Raw genomic sequence first — 15,153 nt, 5'->3', positions numbered from 1 at the left:
GGTGCCAGGGGGATACTTTCTGCTTCACCGATATACATCGGGCTGATTTGCATCGGTATATTTCCTGCTCTGACCCCGGAATCCATTCCTGACAAGGAACTCGTTGAAGGCCTTTTTCATGGGACCGGTAATAGCTGCCTTGGGAAGGGAATAGCGTCGGTCATACTTGGAACAGTATACCCGCAGCGTATACCCCCCTGATCCGGTACCGGAAAAGCGAGCCTTTACCGTATTCCCCTCGCTGAACTCCAGCACCCAGGCCCCGTTCAATGACGCCAACTCGCCGGTCACGGGATGCCGGTAATCCCAGGAGCAGGCCGTATTCAATATGAGATCACCGAACCTTTCACCGGCCTGTCCCGGACTTCCATTAAAAATATTCTTCAGCTGCTCCATTTCAGACATGTCAGAACCGGACACCTCTCCGCGTGTAAAATAGACCCTGCCGAAATCCTTCCAGATATCTTCCATGAGCTCACGGGGATTTTTCCCCGTATGGAGAATGATTTTCAATAAAAATACCGTGGAGAAAATGCCGTCCTTCTCACGCAGGAAGGGATTGCCCACACCATTGCTCTCCTCAACTCCCCAGTTACCCAGTTCCGCTATCCACTTGAATCCCGTGGGTGTTTCCACAATCTTCACCGGCATTGGCTTATATTTTTCCGTGAGCCAGGCTTCCATTTTATCCACACTGCCGGCAGTAACCGTGGACCGGCAGAAATACATAGTGCCGTCGAAAAGCCTGTCAAGCCCGATGAGATCACCATACCGGGCAAACAGGGCAAATTCGTCGGCCGACTCCACAAAAAATCCCCTGCCTCCGTCGAGCCGGCGGTCCACGTCGGAATCCCATGCCGAGACTATATCAAACTGACCCGTATTGTTCATTTCGATAAGCCTTTCAATGTAATCAAAATCAGGTTCGGGATGAAGCGGCTCCCCTTTCTCATCACAGCCGCCCAGGTCTTCGCGCGGCTCCTCGCGGAGTATAACAGTGTCCATGCCGAGACGGTTGATGAAAACCTCCCTTGCAAATGGCCCGGCAGCACCATGCATGGCATCGAAGGCCCCACGAATTCCCCTTTCGGCAATCATTTTCCGCATTTCGGTAAAACCGAATATACCGTCGAGCAGATCGGCATACATGGCGATGATATTCACCCTGCTTATGAGGCCCATTGCCTCTGCAGCGTCGTAATCGGTGGTGAGAAACCGGTCGCACCGGTTCTGGAATTGGTGTATCCGATCCACAGTATCGTCCAGGGCAGGCGCTCCGCCGGCATTGTTGACTTTGATTCCCACATCGGTAAAAGGATTATGGCTGGCCGTGAGTATAATCCCACCGGCGGTCTTCAGGCTTCTGATCCCATGAGACATGGCAGGCGTACTGGCAATGCCATTTTCGGCGATAATAACCCTGAAACCATTAGCAGCGAGAATCGATGCCATGGTCCTGATTCTACCGCTGTTCCCCTTCCTGGGATCACCTCCCAGCAGCAATGTGTCATTCTTTTCCGAAACAGTATGTGAATCCGTCAGTTCCCGAAAATATGAGGCTATGCCCTGTGTAAATTGTTCAAGAAAAAGAGGGCGATTATATACATCCTGGGTTTCCCGTAATCCCGAGGTGCCCATTTTTTTAATTGCATGGGGGTTGTCGATCGTAATCTCCTTAATGACAGGCATGCTCATTCCAGGGCTCCTTTTGTTTCTGTATAATTCCCGTAATCACTTCTTAATAGATACGGTCAATAATATTATTTGTCAAACGAAATTATAGGTTGAAGGAATCGGGCCAACTGTGCATTATTGGATATGAATACTGATCAATGCAAAATCAGAAGGAAGTATACTCATGGATAAAAGTTATCACGGTGCCTGCATCCCGCTATTAATGATCATCGTCATGACCATGTTTGCATGTTCCGGGAAGGACCTGCGAAACGCCCGGCGTTACGAAGGCGTGAAAGGCGATACACTGCGTGTATGCGTACGGGAAACCGCAGTCGATGAGGATCTGGAAAAGGATTCGGTACAGCACAGAAAGCAGGTCCTGGAGCTGGGAAAAAAACGGGCCGTCGCACTTCTTATCGGTCATCTGAGGATAACCTACACTGCCCTAGCTGACGCCGGTGCCGTTGAAAAAAAAATTATAGAAGCACTGGAAAAAGGAACCATTATCGCCATTGAATGCAAAGAAGACTGGTGTGAGTCCTTCATTGATTTTCCCCTGAAGGATATAATCGATGAGGCGGAAAAACAGGCTGCGGGAAACGGGACAAAATGAAACCCGGTTCCATTCAGATCATCACTACCGACGACGGGTCTCCCACACTCTATTTCGGCGAATACGATGAAGCCATGCATACGCAATCAGGTGCCTATACAGAATCACTGATCAAGCACATATACCCGTCACGGATTCTTGACGCAGGCGGTGAATCCCTGTCGGTCCTGGACATTGGTTTTGGACTGGGATACAATATACTCGCTCTCCTGATGGAAATTAAAAAATGCCATAAGGCCAGACCCCTGTCGGTCGTGTCGCTGGAAAAAGACAGGTCCTACGCCCCGTTCCTCGAGAAGATACATTTCGACGATGAACGTGAAATATACTTTGATCTTGTGAAAAAAGCCTTCATGACCGGCGAAGCCCGGGAGGGCCCTATCAACATTTCAGTACTCCTGGGAGATGCCAGGGAAACCATCCTTACGGTTCAGCACCGATCCTTTGACGCCGTATTTCACGATCCCTTCTCACCGTCGAAGAACCCCGAGCTCTGGAGTGTTGAATATTTCCGTCATATCCTGGGCCTGATGAAGGGGACTGCCGTTCTGACAACCTATTCCAGTGCTGCACAGGTTCGGATGGCCATGCTGGACGCGGGTTTCATCGTGGGAAAGGGACCGTCCATGGGAAGGAAACGGGAAGGCACCATAGCATCGGGGGGACCCATCGTCGATCCCCTTGACGCCGGCGAATTGCAGGCCCTTCGTGAAAACTACAAATCCACGCCATACCGGGACCCTGGTTTAAGAACAGATCGCGAAGATATATTAAAGCGAAGATTAAAGGAAATGGAGGAGGTGAGGGTCAGAGCATATCATCAAGCTCATCAAAAATAGACTTGGAGGGATCGAGTGTATCGAGGTTTTCTTCAAGGTTCTGTTCCGATACCTTCTCTGCACCCATTGACTTGAGGATGTTTTCCTGTTCCCCTTCCTTGTATTCGATGCTGCCGGAAAGATCCCCGCCCTGGGCAAGCCTGCTCACAAAGGCTGAAGCGTAATTATACATGGACTGAATTGCCTCATATACTTTTTTCCCGTGGAGTTTTTTCTTTCCCTCAATATTGTCATCGAGCATGAGGGGGTCCTGGGGATTCAGTACAAACTTCTGGATCGTATTCATATCTTCAATCAGAGGCTTTAATTCCTCCGACAGTTTTTCCATATAGGCACGGACTACCATGCGGGCCATTTTACCTGACTGGTCTCTCTTTTTGAGAATATCCTGCAGGCGTTTTGAATAAGCAATATACTGAGTGTTGCTCGATGGTTTTTCATTGCGTATCTTCTCGTAATTGGCGAAAATAGCCGCGTAATCACGCAGGCCGTCCGTGGGCTTTCTCATATCATCATACAACTGCTGAAGGCGTGTACCGTAATTGAATTTCCCGTCAGCGGTGAATTCAACATTGAACTTTATTTTATTTGTCGTCAGGAGGAACGAATACTCACTGTCGAATTCGCTGAACAGAAGAAAGGTAACAAGCACCTTGTCATTATCACTGATATGCTCGAAAAGGCCCTTTTTATCATAAACATTGCGCAGTTCCTGGAGATTCAGCCTGTACATAAGCTGAAGGCCTCTTTTAATATTGTCGGGAATGCTCTTCTTTTCCTCCCTTTGCCGGTCTTCGGAATCGATAACGCCTTCTTCATCATCGCCCATCGTGGTATCATCATATCCCGGTTTGTTGAAAATGCGGTTTCCCGGTTTTTCAGCATCGGAGATGGAAAAAATATCTTCTATCTCCTGGCTGTCAAACTGGATAAAATGCCCCTCATAGAGACAAAGCAGCCAGTGCAATCGGGGATAGAGCTTGTGAAAAAGAACATTCAGGGCGTGCTTCACCTTTCTTTTCCGGGCCGATAATCCCTGTGATTTTTTGTTCTCTACCATCTCCTGCAGTTCCAGGGCTTTAATGAAACCGTTGTATATGCTGTTTTCATAGAGTTTAACGAGGTGGAGGCGACGGTAAATTTCCATGAGAGGGTCCTTCAGTTCCGAGACATTCTTTGGGACATCGGGAAAATTAATATAATGCTCCACTATCTGGTCCGTGGTCATCTTATCATAGATATTGCCAATCATCTCGATCACTTCGAAGTACAGGGGCTTGATCCTGTCGAGACGCTGCGTTATACGTGCTCCATTGGTAAGGTTTTTTTTAAAAATATCCAGGTAAATTACCTGTATTTCCATCAGGGCAGACTTGTAGGTGTTGTTAAAGCGTTCGAGAAACTTTGGGTGGAAATAAAGACCATTGAACCGAGCGACCTTCAGCAACCGAAGATGCAGCCTTATTTTCAGCCTGTTCATGAAGGCGCTGAAGTGGCTCTCAATGACAGGGCTTCTCGATGACAGCAATCCTGATATCGGCTTCCCGTTTGCTCCCGTCCTGTGCCGCTCGCTATAGGGAACTGCGCTGCGGGCCTTTTTATTATGTTCGTCAAGCCGTTCCTTGTATACCTGCTGCTTATCCCGATCTATTATCAGGCTTCTGCGTTTAGACCGTTCGGTGACAATTTCACCGCCGGCATCGACAAACTTGTCAAACAGCTTCTTCCTGGTGGATTGATCCAGCCTGTCGACACCGATATTTTCTTTTGTTTTATCAATTTCAGTCATAATTATTATTTTTTTAACACGATTTGTCACCCTGGCAGGGACGGTAAACATTCACTCAACAATATTCTTTGGAGCCTGCCATGACCTCCAGTGCAAATGAAAATTAATACTAATTAAGCACGAGGTTTATTGTCAATTATAATCTCTTTTCATTATTAATCAAACCATATCAACTCTACCAAAGAGCAACCAGGTTTTTTCAATTTCCAATCAAGCCATAGTTATAATTACAATATAGAAATAACTAGTACTAAAATACTGAAAATATTATTATTTTCAATGCTTTCTTTATGGAGCGTCAAACATGGCCAAAGAGTGGGTAAAATACATACGATCAATGGTCATTTCACAGGTTTCCTTTTCCCTGCGCCTTTCCCTGTTTTTTCCCTGCCCGATAACGGTCGTCCTGATTTCTTCTGGGCATCGGCCGGGATTACTGCCGTTCTTTTCCGGTCACGATGACTTTCCCCCGCAGCAGGTTTTTCTGTGTGCAGCTTGATCAGCTCGCCTTCTTCAATAGTATAAATAGCGTCGGCCTTGCTTACAAACTCTTTCTCATGGGTGGCCAGGATTGTTGTTATCCCCCGTTCCTCTTTAAGTCGCAGGAAAAGGTTGATGATATCCCGGGTGGTTTGCCCATCCAGGTTCCCCGTGGGCTCATCGGCCAGGATGATCTTGGGATTATTCACAACAGCCCTGGCAATGGCTACACGCTGCCGCTCTCCTCCCGAGAGTGTGGCCGGATATTGCCGTATAATGTTGCCGATTCCCAGCAGTTCCACCAGCGCATCGATTTCCTTATACACATTAACTGAAATATTCCGGTTGAGGGAAGCGGGATAAAGAATATTTTCATATGCGGTCATTTCGGGAAAAAGGTTGAAAAACTGAAAAACAAATCCCATAGTGCGGTTCCGGAACCGGGCCCGTTTGAAATCGCCCCACTGGAAAATATCCTGGCCATTATAAAAAACCGTTCCGGTGTGGGGCTTCAGGAGCCCCGATAGTATGCCCAGGAGTGTGCTTTTCCCGGAGCCCGACTTCCCCGTTATGGCCACAATGCTCTTCCCCTCCAGGCTCAGGGAAACATCCCTGAGTATCTCCCGCTCACCGTATACCATACTGATGTTCCGAATATCAAGCATTCACATTTCTCCGCGCGGCATTAATAAGTCGATAATTCACTTTCCCATTGTCCTGAAAAGATTTTTATTCGACGCGAATATCGCCGGTATCAGCGCTGAACAGGACGATATGACAATGGACAGGCCCACTGAATACGCCAGGAGGTTCTCCTTAACGGGTTTCAGTTCAAGTCCCTTCAGCGCCGGTATCCACTCCGCTATCCGCGATGAAAGCAAATGAGTAAGATAACTCCCGGCAAAATATCCCACGACACCGAGAATAGCGCCGATAAAGGCCGCCTCAAAAACAAAACCGGCAATAATACGCAGCTTCGAGACCCCAATGACGCGCTTCAGGGAGATGTCATAACTGCGGTTATAGACGATAACCAGGTAGGAATTAAAAATCGAGATGATTGTGAGCAGCCCCAGGACCGCTCCCAGGAGAAAAAACATTCCGTCCAGGATTGTCATGGCCTTGTTTGTTTTCTGAGAGATTGCGCTCTGGGATTCCACCTGGAGACCCATGCGCTCCAGCTTTCGCGTCGTATCCGGCAGGGTCTTTGTATCTTTTACCCGGGCGAACATGCGGATATAGGAAAAGCCCTTAACTGCATATCCCTCATCCATTCGGTGCTTACGGCAGAACTCGGAGACAAAGGTGCTCGGCACAACTATGCCGGGAAAATCGATTTCCCCCGAGAGCGAATGGAGAACTCCCGGGATTTCATGCATCATCTCTTTGCCCTGGGGATTTACAGTGGATATAATGATACTCCCGGTAAATCCCACAAGCTGCTGTTCGCTCAATTGCGGAAGGCCCATCTGTGCAGTGTAGGTATTGATAAGCTGAAGCCCGATTTTAGGAATGATAACCGGGACCGGCTCCCGGTTGATGAATTCTTTCCAGCGGCTGTTCCTGTTTCTGAAATATCCCGCATCAATCCCGAAAACAGGAACGCGCTGGACCTGGTAATAGCCGAACATACCGACACGGATGCGTGTTGTGTAATTTATTTTAGTGAGGCTGTAAACATCACTGAATTCCTTCATGCCCCGAATGCTTTCCACCAGCGATTCGGTTAAAGTGTTCTCCTTACTGGCAAATACATCATGACCCGGTTTGGTTTTTGGATGTATGATAATTTCATTTATATCCAGCGTGCCGAATAATTTCTGGCCGATGTAGTCCTTAACGGACTGCCGCAGGGACAGATAAAGCACCATGAAGGAAATGAGGAAGAGTATGCCAAAACTGGAAAAAAGGGCCTTCAGTATGTTCTTTGAAAGATCCTTAAAATAAAATCTCAGATTTAGGACAATATATCGAAACATATTTTTCCTGTTTGAAACCATATTTATAATAAATAACGGTATCATTATATAAACGGTAAAAATTATGAAGTCAAGCTATTTTCGTTGAATCGGAATTAAACAGGTACAGTGGGAAAAAATGATATCATTTTCAAATAAATCATTTACAAAAATAATTAATAATGAATATTAAAGGACGTCAGGGTAGGGAGTCCCCTGGCTAAAGTTTTATATTGCCGTTGACAGAAATGTATCACAAATAACCGCCATGATAAAAAAACTTCTCATACTAGGGTTGCTTATAACAACTTTTTCCCCTGCTAATATTATACTTACTGCAGGAAAAAAATACTCCATCGCGGTTTTTCCATTCACCACACCGCGTGATTCAATCTCCGTAGATACCATAACCGAGTCTATCAAAAATCAAATCTTAAAACATGACAATCTTTCCATTTCACAGAAAAACGGGATCGGCAATTACCGGTGTACGATACGGCAGCGAAGCATCGAACCGTCACGTATTTCCATGAATGCCGGTTATATACTTAAACCGGTGCCGAATAACCAGCCTTGCTATCAGACATTTACAGCCTCAGGTGATTTTCTCAGCGGTATAAAAATTTTCCATTCCACGTGCGGCATGAGAGATGAAATGGCCTATGTATTCTCTCTCATGAACGCCATGGGCGGAACAATCATCAGATCAATACCCGTGACTTTCACACCCACGGAAGAATCGGGATCTACACTCATCACCTTCCCTCCCGTGCCTTCTTCAAAGGATAAAATCTTTCGCTTCACCCTTACTCCAGCCAACCTTGCCCATCCGTCTCCCCTGCTCATCGGTTTCTCCACATCCAACACCTACAGAGAAGGGGCATTCTACGAAAACAATATTGCATCACAGTCGGACATCATCTTTGACGAAGTGTACAGTGACGGCATAACCATTTCTAGAGAAACCAGCGGCGATAACGATGACAATGATAAAGCAATGCCGGATGTGGACTGTGACTATTACCTCTCCGGGGCCATGGAAGAACAGGAGGGCGTCTATACTATTACCGCCTTCCTTTATTCCGTTGAAGCCCGTACAGTTGTTTTTACCGTAACACAGACCGTGGAAGACGCTAATAATATTCTCGACGCCGCGACATCCCTGGCCGGACACTTGTCCCGCTTTCTTGGCACTGATCATCACCGAACGGGGAAAGCAGAACCTACCATGGGCGGTTCCCCTACTTCGGTTTTTATAACCTGGGATGCTTCCGGGGAAAACGATACGTACCGTATCTACAGGGCTGCCCGTCCCCAGGGACCCTTCAGGAAAATTGGTGAATCAGGGTCCACAAGCTATATCGACTATAGCGCTGAACCGGGGATTGAATACTGGTATACTGTTGAGGCGTTGAGGGATTCCATACCCGGCGACCAATTCCAGCCGGGTCCTGGCTACCGTGCCCTTCCGGTCCCCGCTGGAGAAAAAATTGATGCCGTAATAGAGTCCAAGAAGCATCGACGTCCCGCCATCCGCAATCCCCGGGAAAAGGCCCTGGTGAACAATGAACTGGCCTTCCTGGACAAGTATTACATGAACAGCATCACGCTCTCCCTTATCTTTTTCCTGGGCAAATCCTATGTGGAGAACGGTACAATCACTGTTTTAAAGGACTTTGATGTAATGATCGCTGACCGGGAATCGCATACCATATATCTCATAAAAAACAACGCATATATGTTACACTTCTTCTCCTATGATATCTTTAAACTTTTAGATGCAAGCAGGCCGGTCCACGGCGTGCTCCATGCCATAACCTTTGGCCCTCAGGGTAACGCCGAAGCTTATATATTGAATGGGCTGGGCGTACAGGATAAAAAAGGGACCTGGATTGCCGAAACATCGGTAACCTTCCAAATGATTTTGCCATCGGGAACTAATGACTGTTACCTGGACCTGGAGGCAGCACCCCGGCTCCTCAGGGAACGCCCCTATCAGCCCTGCCTGATATACGCCAATGGAACCCTGGTAGGGAAAAAGGTGCTGCTGCACCGGGAAAAATTCCGTACGCTGATCCCGAAGGAACTGGCCACTGCGGGCGTGCTGAAGCTTACCCTGTCATTCCCCCCTGCATGCTCCTACGAGGGCCTTGCGGAAGAATCAAAAAACCCGGCACCGGAGGTATTGCTGACATCCATGACAATTTCCCAACGGGACACGGAATCGGAATTATTTGATCGGCTCATTAAAAACGGCATCTACTTCTGCATCGCCGAGGGGGACAGACCCTTTGTACGGCAGGACGGCACAGTTCAGCATCTCCCATCCTTTGAGGTCCTGGGTATGACCACGGAGTATTTTAAAGACAGCGAAGACTGGCGATCAAACACTGTCATGATTGGCACGAGCAATACAAAGCTTATTGAAGAGATGAAGAAGGTGTGGAAAAAGGGCGGCAACAAATAAGTCTCTGGCTATAGTACAATTGAAAATTTCTCTTTATTCTCCTTTATTATCGTTGACACTACACATATATGTATATACATTTGTTTAGTAGTCAATCAGATTTGTGGTAATGATTCTCACCACCCGCAAGGAGGATGTCATGCAACTTACAAACAGCGTTAAAAATGAAATGATACATATAGTCACGGAGCAGCTAAAGCACAGCACCCTGCAAACCGCTTCTCCTGACCTCATAGCCCGTCATCTCCTGAGCTACTACAATTATGATTTACAGAAGGTTCTGGATCTGGCGGTGTGACCCGGCTGGTATATATTCTGCTATATTGAGCAAAGCCGGAACATCAGTCCCACTGCGTCCTACAGTAGTTCATCCCCGGTTGTGATACCTGGAAGCCCTCGTCGTGCTCCACGACAAGAATTTCGTCCTTCAGGTCTTCCAGTATAGCCCGAAGCTGTGTGCCCGTGAGGGCAAACTCGGTTTCCAGGGCATCCATGGTAACGAAAAAACCATGGTTCGTTTTATGATAAATATAGTTTAGTATATCGCGTGTCTGTTGTTTCATGAAAGATTAAATACCCACGGCTTATTTTTAGGACATTGTGCGCTTTTTATCTGAGGTTTAAAGTACTTTTTTAAAGTAGTCATGCCCGGGGACAGAGCCCTCCTCTCCAATAAGGGCTTGATTTTTATGCACGGAATACGCATATAGGTGTGACCCATGGAAAGAATAATCGAATCAACCGTACCCGGGAACTTTGACGGATACCGCCTTGACCGCTACCTGGCGGAGCGATTCACCTATCTCAGCCGTTCTGCCTGGCAGCGTGAAATCGGTGCCGGAAATATCAGCCTGAATGGCAGCGTAGTCGTGAACTATCATAAAAGGCTCAAAGGCGGGGATTTCATGTCCTTCACTGGACGGGATATCTACGAACCGGAAGTGGACCGTGACTATGCGCTATTATACGAGGATGATGATATTCTGGCCGTAAACAAACCGGGAAACATCCCGGTACACCCCTCGGGCAGGTTCTTCCACAACACCCTTCTCATGATCCTGCAGGAGGACAGGGGACAGAGCCTCTTCCCGGTGCATCGCCTGGACCGAGAGACTTCCGGGGTCATACTCTTCGCCAAAAATGCCGAAACAGTTTCTCTTCTCAATAGAAAATCGGATTCCTGGGAAAAAATCTACCTGGCCCTGGTCCACGGTACGGTTGGCGAAGGACCCTTTATGGACAACACCCCTATAGGCTCTGACCCCCGGTCCCATATACAGAAAAGACGCGCTGCCTATGAAGGGGCCCCCGAAGAGGCCCTGACTCTCTTTGAACGGATAAGCGTTTTTGGCAAGTATTCCCTGGTACAGGCAACACTGAGAACGGGCCGCCAGCACCAGATACGGGTTCATCTGCTTCACCAGGGATACCCCATTGTGGGAGACAAACTCTACGGCCTGGATGAAAGGTACTACCTTGAATTCATCGAGAAGGGATACACGCCGGAGCTTCTGACAAAGCTCGGATTTCCCCGATCGGCCCTCCACGCATGGAAGCTCCATTTTCCCCATCCCCGGATGGGGAAAATTATCAGCGTCGTGGCGCCCCTGCCCCGGGATATGGAAGAATTTATTGGCGGCCTTGAGATTTGATCATTTCGCGGAATTTGTAATAATGCCGCATCATCACACCAATGCCCAGCAGCAGAAAGATATACTTCAGGATTGAAACAAGGGAGGAAACGAGTACCGCCGGTTCTCTTAATATTTTTGTCACAATTATGAAAATATGGAGGCTGTTTTCAGCCATTTCCAGCATAACATACACCAGAGGCAGAATGTAAATCAAGCCGTCACGTTTCCTGACAGCTTCACCGCCAAGCAGTCTTGTCTGGACCCTGAAATAGGCCGTAGCCGATGACAGGAGAAATGCCGCAGAAAGGGCATATAAATAATCGATCCAGATGGTCTGGACATAATAGTCAATGCCGCCGGTTCCCCACGATGCCAGGACCGTATCGAAATCTTTGCTGGTAAAGGCTATCTGGAGAAAAAGAATCTCAAGACCACCGGACCCCGACAGCCGTGAATCAATACGGTTGATGATTAAAATGAGAACAGCCGTCACCACAAGGGAAAAGATAACCACCTTTTTCTGGGCCAGGGCATCGGTTAGTTTTGACAGCATGCCGGTCATTATCTCCTGCGTTCTACTTCTGATCCGTTTTTTCTTCTTCGTCGCCGAGCCTGATTTCGTAGGCCGATTTATTAATAGGAAGGGGCATTTCCTCGTCCTTCTCGTCCTCCATGGCATTTTTAGGCGACTCAACTTTCCATTTATTCTTTTCATCCTCGTTCTTTTTGTTTATACCGTCTATCCGGGCCTGGATCGTCACGTCATTGGGATCTTCAAGCAGCGCCTTCTCATAATTGACCCTGGCCTCGGCCAGGTTTCCCAGTTTTTCATAGGAAAGGCCCAGGTACAGGAAGATGGATGAATTTTTCTCCCGCTGCTGAAGGGACTGGTTCAGATATTGAATTGCATCCTGTATCCTCCCCATGGAGAAGTAGAGAACACCCATGAGATAGAGAACCTTGGGGTGGTCCTTTCTCAATTTCATGGCGTTCTGGAGATAGATGAAAGAATTATCCAGATCCTGCAGTGTGAGGCAGAGAAGCCCCAGCCGGTAATTGGCCTCGAAATTGTCCTTGTTGATTATAAGAATGGCGCGGTAAAGGGTTTTTGCTCCCTCCCAGTTCCTGTCCTTCTCCAGACGCAAAGCCGCGTTGAAATAATATTCCTCCTTGTAGGAAAGAATAACATTGAGATAACTGCGCAGTTCCGTCATGTATTCCGTGTAACGCTTCAGGTCAAAGAGAAAAGTCGTTTCATCCTCGTAACGTTTTTCCGCTTCGGCGAGTTCTGTTTTTTTCAGCTTGCTCAATATATCGGCATTGCGCGCCAGGGCATTCCTGAGGAAAAGGCCGAAATAGAAGTCTTTCTGGTCATGGCTCACAAGCCCGGTGATGGCATCATTCCTGGAACCCATGAGATCATAAATCTCACGGTCGGCAAAAGCCTTTCCCGTTACTGGTCTGAATCGCCTAATGGTCTTCCCCTGGTCTTCCGGAAGGAACCTGGCAAGGTCCCCCAGGTCGGTGAAGAGCAGGTGTGAATATAGCTGAGTCTCATCGAAAAACAGGTTCTTCGGCTCCTTCTTGTTATGCATGAAGTCCAGAATCATATTTCTGTTGTTTTCAGAAAAACGGAAATCGTTGTCCGATGAAAGGACAACCAGTATATCAGAAAAAAGATACACGATATGATTTTTATAGAGATCGTCCATGTTTTTCACGGCCAGATTTACCAGCGCCGGGTCACTCAGGTCCGTATGGAAGGTCTGGACAAACATCCCGCCTTCCTCAAGGCGTTCCTTCAGCATGGCGTAATAAACACGGGAAAAGCGGAATTCATTCATGGTCTGATCAAGAAGGTTCGGGTTATCAACAATAGTTCTGAACTTTCTTTTTTCCCTGTAAAGGTAGATCATAATATCCTGCTCATCGGGGATATAGAGCTGCTCCCCGGCGATGGGAAGCCGGTTGTGATCCACATTCTCCTCCGAAAGGGGGTCCACGCAGAGTGCATTCTTGAAATAAGCGAAAATGGGATTCCTGAAAAATTTCTGGTTGCCGTCGATGATGAGGATGCGCTTCTGCATATCCTCGTGGTGCATGGCAATGGCGATGAAGGCACGTTTCATATTGCGGATGATACTGTCCTCCATTTTAAATACAGGAAAGCCGTTCATGGTCACCATGGCCTCGGTTTTTATATACAGGGCGTTGATGTTGGTGCTCTTGATCTCTCTGAAGTTATGCATCCTGCTCACGTAAATATCGCTGTTCAGAGGTATCTTAAAATAAACATGCATGACGATTATAACGGGAATAAACAGAAGTGCGAAAATAAAATATACGGCCTTTTTGTAATTCTTCATCTGCCGGTTCACCAGGTAAAGGCCGGGAATGATAATATTCAAAAAGGTGAGTACGTAAATCAGTATGAAATACCAGCGGTAGGTGAATTCGGTGAGAGCCATGACCGCAAGTAGAGGAACAGGCAGTATAAGCAGGGAAAAATCAATAATCCTGAAACGCCTCTTGTGGTCAAAATTAGCCATGAGCGTATTGATATTCTGCAGGATAACAAAACTGAAAAAAATCGCCGGTGCTATGAAAAGACACATGCCATAGTAAAAAGGAAGCAGGCTGCCCAGCCGATACAGCACGAAAACATATGAAAGGAAAAAAACAGGGAAAAGCATCTCGGCATAGATGTGCCACGAGGTTAGTCTGAAAAACCTGCTCAGAAGAAATCCCGCCAGGAACGAAAACAGTATTACGCCCATAAATATAAATTTTATATAATAGATATCCCCGTAAAATTTTATGAAACTGACATACCCCAGATAAACATACATGAAAATATAGGAAAAGTTCAGATAGGTAAAAAATAGATCATCCCGGTGGGCGATTTCCTCTTCCCTGCTTTCCGTCTCCTCCTCAAAATGACGGGCAAACATGGGAGAAGGATTATAGGACAGCCGCAAAATAACCGTCAGGGGGATCATTAACACGGGAAAGACTACTACAGCCGCGTTCATCACGGACCAGGGAATATATGCCGCAAGTAAAAATCGTGCGGAAGAAATTCCAAGGCCAAGAAAAAAACCCAGGAGCATAAGACTGAGCAGCATAACCAGCCCCTGCTTTTCATCAATGAAATCACCGCAGGAAACTTTCAGGAAATAATTAATTTTAATGCCCACCAGAAAAAGAAGTATGAAGATATAAAGAGGAATAGCGTACATCCACAGGGAAAAGACATACACGATAGGTTCATCAATTCCCGGCAGCAGATAGAAGCGGAGCAGATAAGGGACGGCTGCAAAAATGAAAAGCACGTCGACAATAATTATCAGCACCCTCCCTTTTTCCATGCGGGAGAAGAGAAGCTTGCCTGCCAGGTTCCCCAGAAAAAGGGCACAGAGTGCGATAAAAAAGACAAGGCGCGATACGGGGAAATAATAAAAATAATATTTCAACGAATATATATAATCAGTAAGAATGAACGCGATGGACACAGAACTCAAAAGAGAACTGGCATATATTAGTCTTCGCTGGTTTACATCTGAATAGCTGAATTCTTTCAATCTGGACATTCGATAAGCTCCAGTAGCGGTTTTTTTAAGGAACGTTAATGCATACTTAAATTATAAGAGAAAAAACAATAAATAATTACAACTACTTTTCTTTGCGGCAAAAGGA

General features: G+C 46.9%; 11 protein-coding genes. 4 read left to right on the top strand and 7 right to left on the bottom strand.

What is annotated here, in order from left to right:
* Nucleotides 1-24: 24 nt before the first annotated feature.
* Complete coding sequence (locus tag CVV44_09740; GenBank protein PKL39137.1) at nt 25-1,695, bottom strand: hypothetical protein; 1,671 nt, start codon at nt 1,693-1,695, stop codon at nt 25-27.
* A gap of 163 nt (nt 1,696-1,858) precedes the next feature.
* Here CVV44_09740 and CVV44_09735 point away from each other — a divergent pair, with 163 nt between their 5' ends.
* The gene (locus tag CVV44_09735) at nt 1,859-2,290 is read left to right on the top strand and encodes a hypothetical protein (protein PKL39136.1); all 432 of its coding nucleotides are present in this window, start codon (nt 1,859-1,861) and stop codon (nt 2,288-2,290) included.
* Nucleotides 2,287-3,129 (top strand): hypothetical protein, encoded by an 843-nt coding sequence (locus CVV44_09730; GenBank protein ID PKL39135.1) that lies wholly within the window; start codon nt 2,287-2,289, stop codon nt 3,127-3,129. Before CVV44_09735 ends, CVV44_09730 begins: the two co-directional genes overlap by 4 nt.
* Here CVV44_09730 and CVV44_09725 read toward each other — a convergent pair.
* From CVV44_09725 to CVV44_09715, 3 genes are all read right to left on the bottom strand, one after another.
* Complete coding sequence (locus tag CVV44_09725; protein ID PKL39134.1) at nt 3,098-4,969, bottom strand: hypothetical protein; 1,872 nt, start codon at nt 4,967-4,969, stop codon at nt 3,098-3,100. The two genes, CVV44_09730 and CVV44_09725, sit on opposite strands and share 32 nt — an antisense overlap.
* Nucleotides 4,970-5,259: 290 nt before the next feature.
* A complete protein-coding gene (locus CVV44_09720; GenBank protein ID PKL39133.1) occupies nt 5,260-6,063 on the bottom strand; it encodes a hypothetical protein in 804 nt (267 codons plus the stop codon).
* A 36-nt stretch (nt 6,064-6,099) separates the two neighbouring features.
* The gene (locus CVV44_09715) at nt 6,100-7,422 is read right to left on the bottom strand and encodes a hypothetical protein (GenBank protein PKL39132.1); all 1,323 of its coding nucleotides are present in this window, start codon (nt 7,420-7,422) and stop codon (nt 6,100-6,102) included.
* A gap of 202 nt (nt 7,423-7,624) precedes the next feature.
* Between CVV44_09715 and CVV44_09710 the strand changes: the two genes are divergently transcribed.
* Entirely contained in the window at nt 7,625-9,823 is a 2,199-nt protein-coding gene (locus tag CVV44_09710; GenBank protein PKL39131.1) for a hypothetical protein, read from the top strand.
* 341 nt (nt 9,824-10,164) lie between these two features.
* Here CVV44_09710 and CVV44_09705 read toward each other — a convergent pair whose 3' ends face one another.
* Nucleotides 10,165-10,386, bottom strand: a complete 222-nt coding sequence (locus CVV44_09705) for a hypothetical protein (protein ID PKL39130.1) — start codon at nt 10,384-10,386, stop codon at nt 10,165-10,167.
* 156 nt (nt 10,387-10,542) lie between these two features.
* Here CVV44_09705 and CVV44_09700 point away from each other — a divergent pair, with 156 nt between their 5' ends.
* Nucleotides 10,543-11,475: an RluA family pseudouridine synthase gene (locus tag CVV44_09700; protein ID PKL39129.1), complete on the top strand. Its 933-nt coding sequence runs from the start codon at nt 10,543-10,545 to the stop codon at nt 11,473-11,475.
* Here CVV44_09700 and CVV44_09695 read toward each other — a convergent pair.
* Nucleotides 11,453-12,019 carry a hypothetical protein gene (locus tag CVV44_09695; GenBank protein PKL39128.1) on the bottom strand — a complete coding sequence of 189 codons (567 nt, stop codon included), beginning with the start codon at nt 12,017-12,019 and terminating at the stop codon, nt 11,453-11,455. The two genes, CVV44_09700 and CVV44_09695, sit on opposite strands and share 23 nt — an antisense overlap.
* A gap of 13 nt (nt 12,020-12,032) precedes the next feature.
* A complete protein-coding gene (locus tag CVV44_09690; protein PKL39127.1) occupies nt 12,033-15,047 on the bottom strand; it encodes a hypothetical protein in 3,015 nt (1,004 codons plus the stop codon).
* Nucleotides 15,048-15,153: the final 106 nt, after the last annotated feature.

The organism is Spirochaetae bacterium HGW-Spirochaetae-1 (genome assembly GCA_002839375.1).
In the GTDB taxonomy this organism is placed as follows: Bacteria; Spirochaetota; UBA4802; order UBA4802; family UBA5550; genus PGXY01.
This window is presented reverse-complemented; position numbering and strand designations above follow the sequence as displayed.

What these genes read in the sequence shown, in the direction of transcription:
- CVV44_09700 (PKL39129.1), top strand. Translation starts at nt 10,543, where the DNA reads ATGGAAAGAATAATCGAATCAACCGTACCCGGGAACTTTGACGGATAC.
- CVV44_09705 (PKL39130.1), bottom strand. Translation starts at nt 10,386, where the DNA reads ATGAAACAACAGACACGCGATATACTAAACTATATTTATCATAAAACG.
- CVV44_09710 (PKL39131.1), top strand. Translation starts at nt 7,625, where the DNA reads ATGATAAAAAAACTTCTCATACTAGGGTTGCTTATAACAACTTTTTCC.
- CVV44_09735 (PKL39136.1), top strand. Translation starts at nt 1,859, where the DNA reads ATGGATAAAAGTTATCACGGTGCCTGCATCCCGCTATTAATGATCATC.
- CVV44_09715 (PKL39132.1), bottom strand. Translation starts at nt 7,422, where the DNA reads ATGATACCGTTATTTATTATAAATATGGTTTCAAACAGGAAAAATATG.
- CVV44_09730 (PKL39135.1), top strand. Translation starts at nt 2,287, where the DNA reads ATGAAACCCGGTTCCATTCAGATCATCACTACCGACGACGGGTCTCCC.
- CVV44_09740 (PKL39137.1), bottom strand. Translation starts at nt 1,695, where the DNA reads ATGAGCATGCCTGTCATTAAGGAGATTACGATCGACAACCCCCATGCA.
- CVV44_09690 (PKL39127.1), bottom strand. Translation starts at nt 15,047, where the DNA reads ATGTCCAGATTGAAAGAATTCAGCTATTCAGATGTAAACCAGCGAAGA.
- CVV44_09720 (PKL39133.1), bottom strand. Translation starts at nt 6,063, where the DNA reads ATGCTTGATATTCGGAACATCAGTATGGTATACGGTGAGCGGGAGATA.
- CVV44_09695 (PKL39128.1), bottom strand. Translation starts at nt 12,019, where the DNA reads ATGACCGGCATGCTGTCAAAACTAACCGATGCCCTGGCCCAGAAAAAG.
- CVV44_09725 (PKL39134.1), bottom strand. Translation starts at nt 4,969, where the DNA reads ATGTTTACCGTCCCTGCCAGGGTGACAAATCGTGTTAAAAAAATAATA.